Annotated in this window: 12 protein-coding genes, 1 tRNA gene and 2 rRNA genes (1 of these 15 cut by a window edge); 9 read left to right on the forward strand and 6 right to left on the reverse strand. The window is 60.6% G+C overall.

Annotated elements, in window-relative coordinates; translation table 11 throughout:
• From H7R73_RS01030 to H7R73_RS01040, 3 genes are all read left to right on the forward strand, one after another.
• Nucleotides 1–758: ribosomal RNA gene (locus tag H7R73_RS01030) — 23S ribosomal RNA — on the forward strand; it begins 2131 nt to the left of the window's first position.
• A gap of 123 nt (nucleotides 759–881) precedes the next feature.
• Nucleotides 882–996: ribosomal RNA gene (gene rrf / locus H7R73_RS01035) — 5S ribosomal RNA — on the forward strand.
• Nucleotides 997–1090: 94 nt separating this feature from the next.
• A tRNA-Asp gene (locus H7R73_RS01040) sits at nucleotides 1091–1167 on the forward strand.
• A gap of 403 nt (nucleotides 1168–1570) precedes the next feature.
• Here the strand turns inward: H7R73_RS01040 and H7R73_RS01045 are convergent.
• The 6 genes from H7R73_RS01045 to H7R73_RS01070 form a co-directional block, all read right to left on the reverse strand.
• Nucleotides 1571–2721, reverse strand: a protein-coding gene (locus H7R73_RS01045) for an IS3 family transposase (protein ID WP_103259347.1) whose coding sequence is annotated in 2 segments (ribosomal slippage) — nucleotides 1571–2484 and nucleotides 2484–2721 — 1152 coding nt in all. Because the reading frame shifts where the segments join, the coding sequence is not laid out codon by codon here.
• 995 nt (nucleotides 2722–3716) lie between these two features.
• Complete coding sequence (locus H7R73_RS01050; protein ID WP_182951449.1) at nucleotides 3717–4703, reverse strand: helix-turn-helix transcriptional regulator; 987 nt, start codon at nucleotides 4701–4703, stop codon at nucleotides 3717–3719.
• A 286-nt stretch (nucleotides 4704–4989) separates the two neighbouring features.
• Nucleotides 4990–5376, reverse strand: coding sequence for a SirB2 family protein (locus tag H7R73_RS01055; RefSeq protein WP_103259350.1), 387 nt, complete (start codon nucleotides 5374–5376; stop codon nucleotides 4990–4992).
• Nucleotides 5373–7229: a monovalent cation:proton antiporter-2 (CPA2) family protein gene (locus H7R73_RS01060; RefSeq protein ID WP_010672573.1), complete on the reverse strand. Its 1857-nt coding sequence runs from the start codon at nucleotides 7227–7229 to the stop codon at nucleotides 5373–5375. The genes H7R73_RS01055 and H7R73_RS01060 overlap by 4 nt, the downstream gene beginning before the upstream one ends.
• A 70-nt stretch (nucleotides 7230–7299) precedes the next feature.
• A complete protein-coding gene (locus H7R73_RS01065) occupies nucleotides 7300–7899 on the reverse strand; it encodes an NAD(P)H-dependent oxidoreductase (RefSeq protein WP_103259351.1) in 600 nt (199 codons plus the stop codon).
• Between the two features lie 59 nt (nucleotides 7900–7958).
• Nucleotides 7959–8801 (reverse strand): LysR family transcriptional regulator, encoded by an 843-nt coding sequence (locus H7R73_RS01070; RefSeq protein ID WP_042015287.1) that lies wholly within the window; start codon nucleotides 8799–8801, stop codon nucleotides 7959–7961.
• A gap of 140 nt (nucleotides 8802–8941) precedes the next feature.
• Between H7R73_RS01070 and H7R73_RS01075 the strand changes: the two genes are divergently transcribed.
• The 6 genes from H7R73_RS01075 to H7R73_RS01100 all read left to right on the forward strand — a co-directional run bounded on the left by H7R73_RS01075 (nucleotide 8942) and on the right by H7R73_RS01100 (nucleotide 17166).
• Nucleotides 8942–9664: an SDR family oxidoreductase gene (locus tag H7R73_RS01075; RefSeq protein ID WP_103244092.1), complete on the forward strand. Its 723-nt coding sequence runs from the start codon at nucleotides 8942–8944 to the stop codon at nucleotides 9662–9664.
• A 76-nt stretch (nucleotides 9665–9740) separates the two neighbouring features.
• The gene (locus H7R73_RS01080; protein WP_103244093.1) at nucleotides 9741–10064 is read left to right on the forward strand and encodes a hypothetical protein; all 324 of its coding nucleotides are present in this window, start codon (nucleotides 9741–9743) and stop codon (nucleotides 10062–10064) included.
• Nucleotides 10065–10109: 45 nt separating this feature from the next.
• The gene (locus H7R73_RS01085; protein ID WP_010672577.1) at nucleotides 10110–10541 is read left to right on the forward strand and encodes a DUF411 domain-containing protein; all 432 of its coding nucleotides are present in this window, start codon (nucleotides 10110–10112) and stop codon (nucleotides 10539–10541) included.
• 288 nt (nucleotides 10542–10829) lie between these two features.
• Nucleotides 10830–12995 carry a S9 family peptidase gene (locus H7R73_RS01090; protein ID WP_103244094.1) on the forward strand — a complete coding sequence of 722 codons (2166 nt, stop codon included), beginning with the start codon at nucleotides 10830–10832 and terminating at the stop codon, nucleotides 12993–12995.
• 547 nt (nucleotides 12996–13542) lie between these two features.
• A complete protein-coding gene (locus H7R73_RS01095; RefSeq protein WP_029313514.1) occupies nucleotides 13543–14514 on the forward strand; it encodes a TAXI family TRAP transporter solute-binding subunit in 972 nt (323 codons plus the stop codon).
• An 87-nt stretch (nucleotides 14515–14601) separates the two neighbouring features.
• Entirely contained in the window at nucleotides 14602–17166 is a 2565-nt protein-coding gene (locus H7R73_RS01100) for a TRAP transporter permease (protein ID WP_103259352.1), read from the forward strand.
• Nucleotides 17167–17212 lie beyond the last annotated feature (46 nt).

The raw sequence follows: 17212 nt of genomic DNA on the forward strand, positions 1-17212 counted from the left end.
GTTGCGCTGGAGCCGTCCTTGAAATACCACCCTTGTATGTTTGATGTTCTAACGCAGGGCCCTGAATCGGGCTCGCGGACAGTGCCTGGTGGGTAGTTTGACTGGGGCGGTCTCCTCCCAAAGAGTAACGGAGGAGCACGAAGGTTGGCTAATCCTGGTCGGACATCAGGAGGTTAGTGCAATGGCATAAGCCAGCTTAACTGCGAGACGGACAGGTCGAGCAGGTACGAAAGTAGGTCATAGTGATCCGGTGGTTCTGAATGGAAGGGCCATCGCTCAACGGATAAAAGGTACTCCGGGGATAACAGGCTGATACCGCCCAAGAGTTCATATCGACGGCGGTGTTTGGCACCTCGATGTCGGCTCATCACATCCTGGGGCTGAAGTCGGTCCCAAGGGTATGGCTGTTCGCCATTTAAAGTGGTACGCGAGCTGGGTTCAGAACGTCGTGAGACAGTTCGGTCCCTATCTGCCGTGGGCGTTGGATGATTGAAGGGAGTTGCTCCTAGTACGAGAGGACCGGAGTGAACGAACCTCTGGTGTTCGGGTTGTCACGCCAGTGGCACTGCCCGGTAGCTAAGTTCGGAATCGATAACCGCTGAAAGCATCTAAGCGGGAAGCGAGCCCTGAGATGAGTCATCCCTGACCCCTTGAGGGTCCTAAAGGGCCGTTGGAGACCACAACGTTGATAGGTGGGGTGTGTAAGCGTAGCGATACGTTGAGCTAACCCATACTAATTACCCGTGAGGCTTAACCATACAACACCCAAGAAGTGTTTCTGGCCTTGTAGCGAATGAGCGAACTACTTACGAATTCAGTGGTAATGACAACGCAAACTAGCGAAGTCGTTATACACATCAGCTTTCTGGATTAAGAATTTGCCTGGCGGCAATAGCGCAGTGGAACCACCTGACCCCATGCCGAACTCAGAAGTGAAACGCTGTAGCGCCGATGGTAGTGTGGCATTCGCCATGCGAGAGTAGGACACTGCCAGGCACCCAATTAAACGGTGATGTGAAAGACATGACCAGCTGCGAGGATGACACCTCAGAATAAGCGGCAAAAGATTTAGCGAAAGCTAACCGAATGCGGAGCGGTAGTTCAGTCGGTTAGAATACCGGCCTGTCACGCCGGGGGTCGCGGGTTCGAGTCCCGTCCGCTCCGCCACTAAATTGAAAGGCCTTCCCTATCGGGAAGGCCTTTTTGCTTTCTGACATTTACCCAATCCCTCATCCTCAGTGCCAGGTGGCTTGGCCGGGTTATCCTCACCTCCCTACACGACCATCTCCGCCTTGCCGAATGGCATCCACGCTTCATTCGTGGTCACACATATAGACAGTTCAGGGATGACTCAACAATCTGCCTGGCTGAGCAGAAGTCAGTGGCCATCGTTACCTGGAGTTAGTCGCCAGGAAATATCCTGGCTGGTTGGTTGCGGCTGATCTGCTGCGTTCTGAGGGCCTAGTGGATGTCGCTGAGCATAGACGAGGGAGGGCGCAGGAAAGGTAAGGTGCGCTACTGTGGCTGAGTCTGATGGGGTTATCCAGGATGCTGAATCGCCCCTGGTTTTCTAGACACTTTGTTGCTGAAAAATAAACTGCCTTTCAAACTCTACCGGCGACAGCCCATCATTGGAACCATGACGCCTGATTGGGTTGTAAAACATCTCGATATAATCAAACACATCGCTGCGGGCTTCGTCTCTTGTCGCGTAAATCCTGCGCTTGATCCGCTCCCGTTTGAGCAACTGAAAGAAGCTCTCGGCGACCGCGTTGTCGTGACAGTTACCCCGTCGGCTCATGCTGCAACTCAGGTTGTGGGCCTTCAGAAAGTCCTGCCATTCACCACCGGTAAACTGGCTGCCCTGATCTGAATGCACCAGTACCGGCTGCTTGGGTTTGCGCCGCCAGACGGCCATCAATAACGCATCAACCGCCAAGTCTGCCGTCATGCGTGACTTCATCGCCCAGCCGACGATCTGGCGAGAGAACAGGTCGAGCACCACCGCCAGGTACAGCCACCCTTCTTGAGTGCGAATGTAGGTAATGTCAGTCACCCAGGTGATGTTGGGGGCTGGCACCTTAAACTGACGTGCCAGCGTGTTTGGGGCAGCTTGCGTGCTCTTGCCTCCATAATGCCCCTTGCGGCGTTGATAGCCCGTTTGCGAACGCAGTCCCTCCCGCTTCATTAATTTGGCCACACGGTGCTTGCCGCAGGCTTCCCCTGCGTCACGAAGGTCGCGATGGATCTTGCGATAACCGTAGACAGCACCACTTTCCAGCCAGGATTGCTTGACCAATCCGGTCAGTCGTTCGTCCTCCTGCTGTCGTGGCGATGTGGGCTGTTTCAACCACGCGTAGAAGCCACTTCGGTGAACCCCCAGGGTCTGGCACAGGGTAACGACACTGTGCCGGTCGAGTCGGGAGGTTATGAACGCGTACCTTTCCTTGACTCGCTGGCAAAGTACGCGGCGGCCTCCTTTAGAATATTGCGCTCCTCGGTGACCTGGCGCAGTTCAGTTTTCAGGCGGCGGATCTCGGCTTGCAAGGCAGACTCTTCTATCTGCTGGTCAGCAGGCTTACCGTACTGCTTGAGCCATGCATACAGGCTGTGGCTGGATACCCCGATGGCACGTGCAACGTCAGCCACCGGCCGCCCGCGCTCGGTGATTTGTTTAACGGCTTCGATTTTGAATGTTTCTGGATAACGCTGACGGGTCATAACACCTCCAATAGTTGCCTCATTTTAAGGCTGTGAGGTGTCTAGGGAACTGGGAGCGATTCAGCAGAGGATATCTGGTAAAAGCGTGATGTTGTAGGACCGCTCAGGCTGATTCCATTTTCTGTTGTGTCGCGGGCATGGGGTGCACAAAAGAAAAGGGGACAGCAGATGCTGTCCCCTCAAGTCATTTCGTCCATTCCCTGAACTGCCATGCTCCCTGCAATCCTTGACGCTATCCTTTCCTTTGGAAATTCCCCTTCCCAATCCGTTGGGGTGTCCTGTGGCCTTCCTAGCCTGGCAATCTGTCCTGATTGCTTCACCCTCTCCTTCCTGGAGGTGTCCATTACCACATCCCGTGGTGTTCCTGCGTCATCCTGACTGATAACCACCCTGGCTATCACGCTTCATCTTGAAGCTGTTCCTGACCGCGTCTTGCGGTGTCCTTTCATCCTTGATGAGCGACAATCCGTGCCACTCAACCTCATCCCGAGGTATCCAACTACCGCATCCTGCGGTTGTCCTGTCGATCCTTGTGATAACCATCCTGGCTATCAACCCCATCCCGAGGTGTTCCTTGCCCACATCCTGCAGGCTATTCCTTGTTTATGCGCTGTTTCTGCATCCTGCCGAATCAGCTCGTCCTTGTGAGACCCATACTAAGGCAATTACGGGCTCGAACAAGGTGTGCATTCGGCTTGGGTTCCGTGACATGCGGTGCAGAAATGGGCTTGTGTGGAATATTATCTAAGTTTATCAGTTGCTTAGATAGTTTCCATGGAAAGCATACCCAGTGCGGGATGGCTTCACGTACGGTTCAACACTGAGGGGTCTTACAGGGGGAATGGCAGATCTCTTACAAGCAGAAATCGGTAGGAAAACGATGGTACAGCCGCTTCAATCAGGGGTGTAAGAGTTCAAAATTAATTGAATACTTATGCTTTAAAAGTAGACAAAAGCCGAGATAAATCTCGGCTTTGTATTGTCTGCTGGTTTCTTTAGCTGACCCTTGTCCCAGGAGTCGGGTAGGCCTTGCGCAGTGATTCGGGTGCAAGCACCTCCAGGTTGCCGCTCATGTTGTTCAGCCAGGAGCGGAACTCGGGCGTATCCTGCACTTCGGTCTCCACCACCACGCTGCGCTTGTCGTAACGGGTCATGCGCGGGTTATGTCCCGGGATTTGTCCATCGATCAGTGTCGGGCAGTTGGCATCGATGCGCCCGACGAAGCGGATCGGACCGCTGACGTCCTGATAACCCTGGTCGCGGATTAGCTTCTGGATATTGAAGTCCTTCGGCTGGGTCGCGCTGAAGTTGGTCAACTCCACGTTCTTGATGTGATCGAACGGAATGCCGTAGACCTTGGGATCCAGCTCGGACAGGGTACAGAGCAGGATGGGGCCATCGGGCTGGTTCAGGATGCCGAGGGGATTGATGCGGTCATAGCAGAGCCAGACAGTACGCTCCTTGATGACACGCTGGATCTCGGCGCTGAACTTGCGGCCACGCCAGAGGGCGTCGCGGATCAGGGTGCTGCGGCGGATCTCCAGATTGCCGGCGAAGGGGCGAGGTGACTGGTGCACGCTCTCCAGCCAGCGCTCGGCCAGTTCGCTCTGGCTGTCGCGGATCACCTGACCAGCCTTGTCGATCAGCGGGTTCAATTCGGTCAGCACGCTTGCCGGCAACAGTTGGCTTGCCTGGTCGCTCCAGGTTTTCAGGGCCACTGCCAGCGAGAGCGGCATGATGTTGGCAAAGTCATTGAGACCATGGCGCTCGAAGCACCAGCCATGAGGCTTGCTGCGCTCATCGGAGGTGAGGTCGAACAGTCCCATGCCGGACATCTCTTCCAGGTCCCGTTGCACGGTACGGAGACTGACGTGAATGCCTTCCTCTTCCAGTTTTACCTGGAGTTGGCTGGCGGTCAGCTTGTAAGGGCGGTGCGGGATGCAACGCGCCAAGGTCAGTTGTCGTAACAGCTTCTTACTCATGGTGCATGCCTTCACTGGTTTAGCGTTGAGTGTATCCTAGCCATGGCCTGCGACAGTCTATGTCGCAAGTTTTGCTGCGACAACTGTCGCCATTTTCATACATGAAGAATCAAGCCATTGATAAATAAAACAAAACAACAAGCAAAAGGGGTTGTTTGAGCCCTTTTTTTATTGAAAACAAGCCTTGCGAGGATGCTCGCGACCAGGGTGACAGGAAGGAAATGGAAGCAGTAAGGAGGGGGAGGTGGGAAGGAGGTGGGGGACGGGCCCCCACCTCGACACGTCGTTATGCCAGCCAGGACCAGGCTGATTTGGTGATGGCTGCGCCCACCATGTAGCCGAATACTGCGAGAGCGGCCACTCCGGCCACCAGCTTCTGACCGCGGGCAGGGCGCTTGAGCGCCATGGCGCCCAGGCCGATGTAGATCACCAGGGCAATCAGCTTGGCCATCAACCAGGGCTGCTGGCCAGGGCTCATCTGCAGGGTCACCGCCAGCAGCACGCCAAACAGCAGCAGGAAGGTGTCGTTGATGTGGGGCAGCACCTTCAACCATTTCTGTTGCAGCCGCCCGCTGCCCGCCAGCGCCAGGCTCCAGCGGTAGAGGAAGAGCAGCAGGCTGACCAGGGCCAGGGTCATGTGAAGGTGTTTGAGCATGGGGTAATAGGCAATCATGTTGCTTCCTTGTCGTTGTCGGGCAGACCGCTGTTCCATTGATGGGCGTGGGTACGCTCCTGTCCTTCCTGATCGTCTTGCAGCAGGTCGGAGAGGATGTCGCGGTATTGCAGGCTCTTGTTGATATAGGTGTGCTCGTCGTCCAGGTAGTTGACCTGTTCCCGCAGCAGCCGGTTGTCATACTGCTTGAACATCTGCCCCGCACGCCAGGCCTGATTGGCCCTGAATCCCAAGAGGGTGAGTGCTTCTACCCCAAGATCCACGGCCGACCCCAGGGTTTCGCGGTGCACGCTGTCTATCCCGTGGCGCAGGATCTCGTGGGCATGGGGTCTATCCTGGGCACGGGCCAGTATTCTGAGGTGCGGGAAGTGCTTTTTCACCATCTCGATCACTTCGAGGGAGGTGGCCGGGTCATTGAGGGAGAGCACCAGCAGTTTGGCCTTGTGGGCGCCGGCCGCGTGCAGCAGGTCGAGTCGGCTGGCATCCCCATAAAACACCTGGTAGCCGTACTTTCTCAGCATCTCTATCTGGCTGGCATCCTGCTCCAGGATGGTGGTGCCAATACCATGGCCGTGGAGCAGGCGCCCCACTATCTGACCGAAGCGACCGAAGCCGGCGATGATGACCGGGTGTTCCACCAGCTCGGGCTGTTCATGTTCGGGGGTGTCACTCTGGTTGCGGTAGTCGAACCAGGGCTGGATCACCCGATCGTTGAGGATAAGCAGCAGCGGTGTCAGCGCCATGGAGAGGGCGACGACCAGAGTCAGCAGTGAGATGGTGCTGCCCGGCAGTACCTTGTTCTGGGCGGCGAACGAGAACAGCACGAAGGCGAACTCCCCGCCCTGGGCCAGGGCCAGGGCGAAGGTCCAGCGCTGGTTCGGGGAGAGGCGAATGACAAAGCCGAGCCCCATCAGCACCAGCCACTTGAGCACCATCAGACCGATCACCAGTGCCGGGATCAACAGGGGATGGGCGGCAAAGAGGCTGAAGTCGATGCCGGCACCCACCGACATGAAGAAGAGGCCGAGCAGCAACCCCTTGAACGGCTCTATGTCCGCTTCCAGCTCGTGGCGGTATTCGCTGTCCGCCAGCACCACGCCGGCGAGGAAGGAGCCGAGGGCGGGGGAGAGGCCGACGGATTCCATCAGCACGGCGATGGCGATCACCAGCAGCAGGGCGGCAGCGACGAAGATCTCCCGCATGTGGGACTGGGCGATGGCGCGAAACACCGGCCGCATCAGGTAATGACCACCCAGCACGATGCCGGCGATGGCGGCCACCACCAGCAGGCCGTGCTGCCAGCCTGCCAGCTCTGAGCTGCCGCTGCTGGCGACCGGCGCGATGGCCAGCAGCGGCAGGATCGCCAGGATGGGGATGACGGCGATGTCCTGGAACAGCAGCACGGCGAAAGCGGAGCGGCCGCTCTCGCTCTGCATCAGTTTGCGCTCCTGCAGGCTCTGCAGCACGATGGCGGTGGAGGAGAGCGCAAGAATGAGACCGATGGCGAGCCCCTGCTGCCAGGGCAGACCCAAAAGATAACCCACCCCGGTCAGGGCGACACTGGTGAGCAGCACCTGCAGACCACCGGTGCCGAGGATGGGCCCTTTCAGTTGCCACAACAGGGCCGGGCGCAGCTCCAGACCGACCAGAAACAGCATCAGCACCACCCCGAACTCGGCGAAGTGCATCACGTCTTTCTGCTCGCCCACCAGACCAAGCAGGAAGGGACCTATGATGATCCCCGCCAGCAGGTAGCCAAGGACGGAGCCCAGCCCCCACCGCTTGGCCAGTGGGACGGCGATCACCGCCGCCGAGAGGTAGATCAGGGCATCAAACAGCAATCCATGTCCCATCAGCGGCTCCTCCTTAACATGATGAATGCCGGTGAGGGCTGGCCGGGCCTGCGCCCGGATCGAGTGTGTGTCATGGGAGTACCCCCAGCAGATCGCGCAGATAGGGGCTCTCGGCCAGCTGGGCCGGGGTCAGCTGCTCGTCACGCAGGGCGCACAGCAGTTGGCGATAGTCCTGGCCGCAGCGGCCCAGCGCCTCGGGATCCTCGAGTTTGTGGAAGGAGTGCAGCACGAAAGGGGGCAGCCAGCGCATGCCGCACAGCTGTGCGGTCTGCTGGAAGGGGAGCAGGAAGTCGAGCAGCGGGCGCTGGTTGTAGCCAGCGCGGCAGTAGGATTCGGGGCCGCCCCCCGTGGTGATGGCGCTGAGCCACTGCTTGCCGTTGAGGGCATGGGCCTCGGGGCCGTAGGCATAGCCGTACTCCAGCACCAGGTCCATCCACTCTTTCATGATGGCCGGGCAGGAGTACCAGTAGAAGGGGTGCTGGAAGACGATGATGTCGTGCTCCGCCAGCAGGGCCTGTTCCCGTTTCACGTTGATGAACATGTCCGGATAGCGCTGGCAGAGATCGTGCAGGGTGATCCCCTCCAGCCCCTCGATGGCGTGCAGCAGTTGCTTGTTGGCCCGGGAACTCTGCAGTGCCGGGTGTGAAAAGATGATCAGAATGCGTTTCATGGGATTCCTGAAGAGGGTCTGCTGCCGGCACATGCGACAGACTGTGAGCTGAAACGTTATCAAGAAGCTCCCTGGCCCGCCAGTTCCGGGATCAGTGCGCGCAGCGCCGGATTCAGGGTCTGGTGGGCGGGGTAGCAGAGGCCGATGCGGCGGAACATCCGGGGGCCGCTCACGGGCAGGGTGCACAGGCCCGCTTCGTCCTCCACCAGCCCGTCGGGCAGGAAACTGATGCCCACACCGGCCAGCACCAGCGCCATCACCAGCCCCTTGCTCTCGGCCTTGGCCACCAGATTGAGGGTGAGCCGGTCACAGGCCAGCAGGCCTATGGTTTGCTGATGGGCTTCGCAGGGTGGGCACTCAATAAAATCATAATGTTGCAACTCAGCCAGCTCGATACGCGCCCTGCCCGCAAGAGGGTGTCCCCTGGGAACGCACAGCACGTACTCCTCTTCCCAGAGCGGCAGGAAGATCTCGTCCTCCCGGCGCAGGGCATCCAGGGTCAGCCGGCAGTCGGCCGGGGTGCCGTAATCGGAGAGGGTGAGATCCAGCTCGGGCAGTACCCCCTGCACCCGCCGAAGCAATCCCGCCAGCCGACGGCGGCTGAGGTCGGGCATGATGGCCATGTTGAGTCTCGCACGCGTCGCCTTCTGGCGAAACAGGGTCGGCAGGCGACGCGCCTCTTCCACCAGCTTGACGGCGTGGGGATAGAGATAGTGGGCCGGATCCTTCGCTTCCACCCCCTTCTTGCCCCGGATGAAGAGGCTGTCCCCCAGGCTCTCTTCGAGCTGGCGAAGGCCGGCGGAGAGGGAGGGTTGGCTCACGTGGCAGCGGGCTGCCGCCGCCGTGATGTTCTTCTCTTCATAGATGGCGATGAAGAAGCGCAGCAATCTCAGGTCCAGCATGGGGATACCATAGTTAATTCAGATGATAACCAGCGGAAAACTATATTTATCGCCGATGGATGTAGCGACTATAGTGACTGGGTCCCGTGCTGGCCAGCCCTTGTTTGACGCCCATTTCAACGCATCAGAAGGAAAACTCCATGTCCAAGTCCCTCGTGGTGATCACCGGCGCGTCCGCCGGGATCGGTGCCGCCATTGCCCGCGCCTTCTCCGCCGCCGGCCATCCGCTGCTGTTGCTGGCCCGCCGGGTCGAGCCCATGCAGGCGCTGAACCTGCCCGATACCCTCTGCATCGGGGTCGATGTCACCGACACCGCCGCCATGAAGGCCGCCGTGGCGCAGGCGGAGGCGCAATTCGGCCCGGTGGGATGTCTGGTCAACAATGCCGGCGTCATGCTGCTGGGACAGGCCGACGTGCAGGATCCCGCCGAGTGGCAGCAGATGCTCAACATCAACGTGATGGGGGTTCTGAATGGCGTGCATGCGGTACTGGCCGGCATGAAGGCCCGCCGCAGCGGCACCATCATCAACATCAGCTCCATCGCCGGTCGCAAGACCTTCCCGAACCATGCCGCTTACTGCGCCACCAAGTTCGCCGTTCACGCCCTGACCGAAAATATCCGGGAAGAGGTGGCCGATGTGGGCGTGCGGATGGTGACCATCGCTCCGGGCGCGGTGGAGACCGAGCTGCTCAGCCACACCACGGACGAGCGCATCAAGGCGGGCTATCACGACTGGAAGGATCAGATGGGAGGCGTCATTGCCCCCGAGGTGATCGCCGACGCCATGCTCTACGCCTGGCACCAGCCGGCCAACGTCTGCGTGCGGGAGATCGTGCTGGCGGCCACCCGTCAGCAACCCTGATGCAGACGGGGGAGGGGTTGACCCTCCCCCTGGGCCAAGGGTTACCATAGGCCCTCTTTCGTCAATGAGTCGTCTCATGGTCCTGACCCGTCGCCAACTCGCTCGCGCCCGCCGCTGGCTCCCCCTGTGGAGTCTGGTGCTGGTGCTGATGTCGTTTGGCAGCCGTGCGGCCGCCGATCTCTGTACCCTGACGCCCCATTGCAGCCAGAGCGAGCGTACCCTGGAAAAAGCCATGCCCTGCGGCAGCTTCACCTCGGCGCTCGCCATGACGGTGCTCACCAGCGACAGCCTGACGGTTGCCCGGCTTGAGCCCGACAGGCCGACATACCTCTCTCCCTCTCTGTTCATGCCGGAGGCGCCCCTGAAGCGTCTCGAGCGTCCGCCCCGTCACCACGGCTGAGTCGAGTTTCCCTTTCCGGGCATTTCTTCTTAACCGAGGTGAGATATGTACAAGTCCCTGTTACTGGCCGTGCTGGCCGGTACCGTCAGTTTTTCTGCTCTGGCAACCGGGCAGATGACCGTCTACAAGTCCCAGTATTGCGGTTGCTGCAAGACCTGGATCAAGCACATGGAAGAGAACGGCTTTGAGGTCAAGGTCGTGGAAACCGAGCAGCTTGACCCGATCAAGCAGCAGCATGGCATCACCCCGCAGCTGGCCTCCTGCCACACCGGGGTGGTGAACGGCTATGTGGTGGAGGGGCATGTGCCCGCTGCCGACGTGCAGAAGCTGCTCAAGGAAAAACCGGCGATCCGCGGTCTGACCATTCCGGGGATGCCCCAGAGTGCGCCGGGCATGGATATTCCGGGTCAGCCCTATCAGGTGCTGAGCATCAGTGACGAGGGCGCGACCAAAGTCTGGTCGAGCTACCCCGGCTGATGGATGCTGACCGTGAGCAGACACACTTCCATCATGTGAGGCACACCTGAGCGAACCCGTGTCGCTCACGGTCAGGGAGGAGGGCCGCCATTGCGAGATGGCGGCCCTTTTTCGTCGATTTGGGGGGGAATGTCCGGGGAGCCCTTGCAACCCCGGGCGACAAGGGGCAGATTGATCGCCAATTTTTATTTTCTCAGGGACGCTTTTCCCGCTGCCTGCCGGTGTGCCGTCTGGATGCGTGCAGCACCAGCGGGAGGGGCGGCCCTGTGACAGCGCAAAGGATGCGACATGTTCACCTTTTCCCGGGGGTTGCTGCTGGCTTGCCTGCTTGCTGTGCCCTGTTCCCATGCCAACGAAGAGTCCGCCATGCCTACAAGCGATACTTCCACCCAGCCTGTCATTGTCCCCCCGGTGGCCGCCAAGCACCCCCATACCCTGAAAAAACACGGGGACACGCGCGTCGACAACTACTACTGGCTGCGTGACGACGAGCGGCAGAAGCCCGAGGTGCTGGACTATCTCAAGGCAGAGAATGCCTACACCGAGGCCATGCTTGCACCGATCAAGCCGCTGCGCGAGCAGCTCTACAAGGAGATGGTGGCCCGTATTCCCCAGCAGGACGAGTCTGTCCCCTATGTGAAGAACGGCTACCGCTATCAGACCCGTTACGAGCCGGGCAAGGAGTACGCCATCTACTCCCGCAGCAAGGTGGAAGGGGACGGGGCGCCCGCCCTGCTGCTGGATGGCAACCAGCGCGCCGAAGGCCACGAGTTCTATGCCCTGGGGGCGCTCGAGGTGAGCCGCAACAACCGCTGGCTGGCGGTGGCGGAAGATTATCTCTCCCGCCGTCAATACAGGATCCAGTTCCTCGATCTGGAGAGCGGCGCCTGGGCCGCCGACACCCTCGAGAACACCTCCGGCAACCTGGTGTGGGCCAACGACAGCAAGACGGTCTTCTACGTGCGCAAGCACCCCAAGACCCTGCTGCCCTACCAGGTCTATCGCCACGAGCTGGGCACGGACCCCGCGAAGGATATCCTGGTCTACGAGGAGAAGGACGACTCCTTCTATGTGAGCCTCTACGCCACCACCTCGGAAGATTTCATCGTCATCTCCCTCTCCAGCACCACCACCAGCGAGGCGCGCCTCATTGATGCCAATGTGCCGGGCCAGACGCCACGCCTGTTCCTGCCCCGTCAGGTGGATCACGAATACAGCCTGGATCACTACCGTGGTCGCTTCTATGTGCGCTCCAACAAGGACGGCAAGAACTTCGGCCTCTATGAGACCAAGGAGAGCCCGGTGGATCGCTGGAAGGCGGTGATCGCCCCCAATCCGGACGTGCTGCTGGAGAGCTATGCCCTGTTCAGGGACTGGCTGGTGCTGGAGGAGCGCAGCCAGGGGTTGACCCGGTTGCGTCAGGTCAACTGGCAGAGCGGCGAACAGAAGGAGATCGCCTTCGACGATCCCGCTTATGTCACCTGGCTTGCCTACAACCCGGAGCCGGACACCAGCGCCCTGCGCTATGGCTACTCCTCCATGACCACGCCGTCCTCCACCTACGAGCTGGACATGGACAGCGGCAAGCGGACTCTGCTCAAGCAGCAGCCGGTGGCGGGCTTCGTGCCTGCGCAATATGCCAGCGAGCGGCTCTGGATCACCGCCCGTGACGGCGTGGCCGTGCCGGTGTCGCTGGTCTATCGCAAGGACAAGTTCAAGAAGGCAGGGGGGGGGGCAGGCACCAATCCCCTGCTGGTCTACGGCTATGGCTCCTACGGCGCCAGCATGGACCCGGACTTCAGCAGCTCACGCCTGAGCCTGCTGGACCGGGGCTTCGTCTACGCCATCGCCCATATCCGGGGTGGCGAGGAGCTGGGCCGCACCTGGTATGAAGAGGGCAAGCTGCTCAAGAAGCAGAACACCTTCAACGACTTCATCGACGTGACCGAGGCGTTGGTGGCGCAAGGCTACGGCGCCAGGGATCAGGTCTATGCCATGGGAGGCAGCGCCGGCGGCCTGCTGATGGGGGCCGTCATCAACCAGGCGCCCCAGCTCTATCGCGGCGTGGTGGCCCAGGTGCCCTTCGTCGACGTGGTCACCACCATGCTGGACGAGTCCATTCCCCTCACCACAGGGGAGTATGACGAGTGGGGCAACCCGAACCAGAAGCGCTACTACGACTACATGAAGGCCTACAGCCCCTACGATCAGGTCAAGGCCCAGGCCTACCCGAATCTGCTGGTGACCACGGGGCTGCACGACTCCCAGGTGCAATACTGGGAGCCGGCCAAGTGGGTGGCCAAGCTGCGTGAGCTGAAGACGGACGACAACCAGTTGCTGCTCAGCACCGACATGGAGGCCGGTCACGGCGGCAAGTCGGGCCGTTTCAAGGCCTATGAGGACATCGCCCTGGAGTTCGCCTTCATTCTGGAGCTGGCTGGCAGCAAGGCGTGATGGCCGGGCCCAAATGAAATCAGCTTGTTACCAAACCCCGTTCCGGCAGCCCCGGATCGGGGTTTTTGCATCTTGGCGACAAAAGCGTCATTAACGTCGTGTTTATGCTGTTCAGTAAGCACTTCGCAATATAACGGACCAGGTTTCTAATCCTTGCCAGTCAAGGGTTGCGAAAGAATCTGGGCGTGCTTTTTATTGCTTCCCTTTGATAGTTCATGTAATTAATCTGCCCTTGAGAAATTAATGATCCGCTTCAAACTTCTCGCTATTTAAATCCGCCATTTTGCTGTTTTGTTTGATTTATGTTGGTGTTATGTGCTTAATCGGGGCGTTAATGCTTTTGAACTGACCCGTTTCTGGTCAGATCACCTCCGATCGGCATGACGCTGATTATCTCACTGCAGGATGATGGTGGCTTCTGGAAGGGCGCGTGCTGCTCGACCATTTCCTCGTACGAGGTCGTATAGGCGAACCCAGTATTGGTGCGGGTCTGTCTCATATTCTCCCGGGAAACGGGTGAAATAAATCAATGAAAAGGATGAAGAACATGAAAGGATTATCCTTGGCGTGCGCCTTGTCGGCGGCTCTGGTCGGTGTGTCGTTTGGTGGTCCGGTGCAAGCGCAGGAGCGCTTCGTGACCATAGGCACCGGCGGTCAGACCGGCGTCTACTACGTGGCGGGCCAGTCCATCTGCCGCTTCCTCAACCGCGGCGCCGCCGATCACCAGATCAAGTGCAACGCCCCGGCCAGTGGCGGTGGTGTTGCCAACGTCAACGGCATCCGCTCCGGCGAATTCAACTTCGGCATCATGCAGTCCGACCACCAGTACAAGGCGATGAAGGGCGTCGAGCCGTTCAAGGCCGAAGGTCCGATGGATGACATCCGCGCCGTCTTCTCCCTGCAGAGCGAAGTGTTCACCATCCTGGCCCGCAAGGACGCCAAGGTAGCCAGCTTCGACGACCTGAAGGGCAAGCGCGTCAACATCGGCAACCCGGGTTCCGGTCAGCGTGACACCTTCGAAGAGATCATGACCGTGAAGGGCTGGGACAAATCCGCCTTCAGCCTGGTCTCCGAACTGAAACCCGCCGAGCAGGCCTCTGCCCTGGGTGACAACAACATCGACGCCATGAGCTACTTCGTCGGCCACCCGAACGGCGCCATCCAGGAAGCCTCCACCACCACGGACACCGTGCTGGTACCGGTCACCGGCCCCGAGATCGACAAGCTGCTGGCCGAGAAGAGCTACTACAGCAAGGCCGAGATCCCGGGTGGTCTCTACAAGGGCAGCCCGAACCCGACCCCGTCCATCGGTGGCAAGGCGGTGCTCTCCACCAGCGCCAAGGCTGACCCGGAAGTGGTCTACCAGCTGGTCAAGTCCGTGTTCGACAACCTGGACCGTTTCAAGCGCCTGCACCCGGCCTTCGCGGATCTGAAGGAAGCCGACATGATCAAGGTGGGTCTCTCCGCTCCGCTGCATGAAGGCGCTGTGCGTTACTACAAGGAACGTGGCTGGATGTAATCCGGCTGCGTCTTCGGATGTGCCCCGGACTCGCTCCTCCTTCGGGGGAGCGAGTCTCATTTATTGCAGTACCTACAGAGTCACACTATGCAGCAAACACAACAACAAGAGGCGCTCTCGGCCGAGGAGCTGATCGCCCAGGACGTCGGCGCCAGGCTGCCCGTCGGCCCCATGAGCTGGATCATCGCGGGTCTTGCGCTGATCTGGTCCCTGTTCCAGCTCTGGATTGCCTCGCCGCTGCCCTTCTCCCTCGGCATCGGCGTCCTCAACGACACTGAAACACGCTCGATTCACCTGGCCTTCGCCATCCTGCTCGCCTACCTGGTGTTCCCTGCCATGCGCAGCTCACCGCGAGACAGGGTTCCCCTTGCCGACATCGCCCTCGGCCTCGTCGGTGCCGCCGTCGCCAGCTATCTGTTCGTGATGTACCAGGAGCTTGCCCAGCGTCCCGGCAACCTGACCACCATGGACTTTGCGGTGGCCTGCGTCGGCATTCCGCTCCTGCTGGAAGCGGCCCGCCGTGCCCTGGGCCCGGCCCTGGCGGTCATCGCCATCGTCTTCCTGGCCTACAGCCTGGCCGGTCCCTGGATGCCTTCCCTGCTGGCCCACCGCGGGGTGAGCCTGCATGCGCTGGCCAACCACCAGTGGATCACCACCGAAGGGGTGTTCGGCATCGCCCTCGGGGTCTCCACCAGCTTCGTCTTCCTGTTCGTGCTGTTTGGCGCCCTGCTCGAGCGTGCCGGTGCGGGCCACTACTTCATCCAGCTCGCCTTCAGCCTGCTGGGTCACCTGCGCGGCGGCCCGGCCAAGGCGGCCGTGGTCGCCTCGGCACTGACCGGCGTCATCTCCGGCTCCTCCATCGCCAACGTGGTGACCACGGGGACCTTCACCATCCCCATGATGAAACGGGTCGGCTTCTCCAAGGAGAAGGCCGGCGCGGTGGAAGTGGCCTCTTCGGTCAACGGCCAGATCATGCCGCCGGTCATGGGGGCTGCGGCCTTCCTGATGGTGGAGTACGTGGGCATCCCCTATGTGGAGATCATCAAGCACGCCTTCCTGCCGGCGGCCATCTCCTACATCGCCCTGCTCTACATCGTGCACCTCGAGGCGCTCAAGCTCGGGATGCAGCCCATCGGCAACCGTCAGCCGCGCCCCTGGCTGCGTCGCCTGACCGGCTTCGCCTTCGGTGCCGCCCTCATCAGCGGCCTCTCCATGGCGGTCTACTACGGTCTGGGCTGGCTCAAGCCGGTGCTGGGTGACTATGCCCTGCCGGGGATCAGCGTGCTGCTGGCCGTCGCCTACCTGGGACTGCTGAAGATCGCCGCCAGCAACGCGCCGCTGCCGGCGGAAGACCCGGACAAGCCACTGGACGAGCTGCCCGAGACCCGCGCCGTGCTGCTCTCCGGCCTGCACTTCCTGCTGCCCGTGGTGGTGCTGGTGTGGTGCCTGATGGTGGAGCGCCTCTCCCCCGGCCTGTCGGCCTTCTGGGGTTCGGTGATGCTCATCATCATCCTGCTGACCCAGCGACCGCTGCTGAACTGGCTGCGCACCGACGGCAAGCATGACTACGGCTCCTTCACCGATGGCGTAGTGGACCTGCGCGAGGGGCTGATTGCCGGTGCCCGCAACATGATCGGCATCGGCATTGCCACTGCCACTGCCGGCATCATCGTCGGTGCCGTCTCCCAGACCGGCGTTGGCCTGGTACTGGCGGATCTGGTGGAGTTCCTCTCCATGGGCAACCTGCTGCTCATGCTGATCCTCACCGCCCTGCTGAGCCTCATCCTCGGCATGGGGCTGCCGACCACTGCCAACTACATCGTTGTATCGAGCCTGCTGGCGCCGGTGATCGTCACCCTGGGTCAGCAGAACGGCCTCATCGTGCCGCTCATCGCGGTTCACCTGTTCGTCTTCTACTTCGGCATCATGGCGGACGTGACCCCGCCGGTGGGGCTGGCCTCGTTCGCCGCGGCCGCCGTCTCCAAGGGCTACCCCATCAAGACCGGGATCACGGCGTTCTACTACAGCCTGCGTACCGCGGCGCTGCCGTTCCTGTTCATCTTCAACACGGATCTGCTGCTCATCAACGTGGACTTCTCCCACGGCGTGCTGATCTTCTTCGTGGCCACCATCGCCATGCTGATCTTCGCTGCCGCCACCCAGGGCTTCTTCCTGGTGAAGAGCCGCTGGTACGAGAGCGTGCTGCTGCTGCTGGTGGCCTTCACCCTGTTCCGTCCTGGCTTCTGGATGGATCTGCTGCACGACCCGTATCGCGACACCGCCCCGGCCGAGCTGGTCCAGACCATGGGTCAGGTGGAGGCCGAGAGCACCCTGCGCCTGCGGATGGAAGGGGAAGATGCGGTGGGCAAGTTGCGCCGCTTCACCGTGCTGCTGCCGGTGCCGGAGGGCGCCAGTGGTGAGGACCGTCTGGCCAAGCTGGGGATCCAGACCTATGAGCAGGACGGCAAGATCCTGATCGACACCGTCACCTTCGGCAGCCAGGCCGCCGATCTGGGGCTGGAGATGGATCAGCAGATCCTGAGCGTCAAGGCGCCCACCGAGCGCTGGCCCAAGGAGCTGATGTGGCTGCCGGGCTTCCTGCTGTTTGGGGCCGTGGTCTGGCTGCAACGCCGCCGGGTCGCTCGACCCTGATCATCACCCAATAAAAAACGGCGCCTTCGGGCGCCGTTTTTTATGC

This window comes from Aeromonas sp. WP2-W18-CRE-05 (genome assembly GCF_014168615.1).
Lineage (GTDB): Bacteria > Pseudomonadota > Gammaproteobacteria > Enterobacterales > Aeromonadaceae > Aeromonas > Aeromonas caviae.

Bases quoted from the DNA above. Each gene is read 5' to 3' on its own strand.
- H7R73_RS01050 (WP_182951449.1), bottom strand. From the start codon at position 4,703: ATGAGTAAGAAGCTGTTACGACAACTGACCTTGGCGCGTTGCATCCCG.
- H7R73_RS01055 (WP_103259350.1), bottom strand. From the start codon at position 5,376: ATGATTGCCTATTACCCCATGCTCAAACACCTTCACATGACCCTGGCC.
- H7R73_RS01060 (WP_010672573.1), bottom strand. From the start codon at position 7,229: ATGGGACATGGATTGCTGTTTGATGCCCTGATCTACCTCTCGGCGGCG.
- H7R73_RS01065 (WP_103259351.1), bottom strand. From the start codon at position 7,899: ATGAAACGCATTCTGATCATCTTTTCACACCCGGCACTGCAGAGTTCC.
- H7R73_RS01070 (WP_042015287.1), bottom strand. From the start codon at position 8,801: ATGCTGGACCTGAGATTGCTGCGCTTCTTCATCGCCATCTATGAAGAG.
- H7R73_RS01075 (WP_103244092.1), top strand. From the start codon at position 8,942: ATGTCCAAGTCCCTCGTGGTGATCACCGGCGCGTCCGCCGGGATCGGT.
- H7R73_RS01080 (WP_103244093.1), top strand. From the start codon at position 9,741: ATGGTCCTGACCCGTCGCCAACTCGCTCGCGCCCGCCGCTGGCTCCCC.
- H7R73_RS01085 (WP_010672577.1), top strand. From the start codon at position 10,110: ATGTACAAGTCCCTGTTACTGGCCGTGCTGGCCGGTACCGTCAGTTTT.
- H7R73_RS01090 (WP_103244094.1), top strand. From the start codon at position 10,830: ATGTTCACCTTTTCCCGGGGGTTGCTGCTGGCTTGCCTGCTTGCTGTG.
- H7R73_RS01095 (WP_029313514.1), top strand. From the start codon at position 13,543: ATGAAAGGATTATCCTTGGCGTGCGCCTTGTCGGCGGCTCTGGTCGGT.
- H7R73_RS01100 (WP_103259352.1), top strand. From the start codon at position 14,602: ATGCAGCAAACACAACAACAAGAGGCGCTCTCGGCCGAGGAGCTGATC.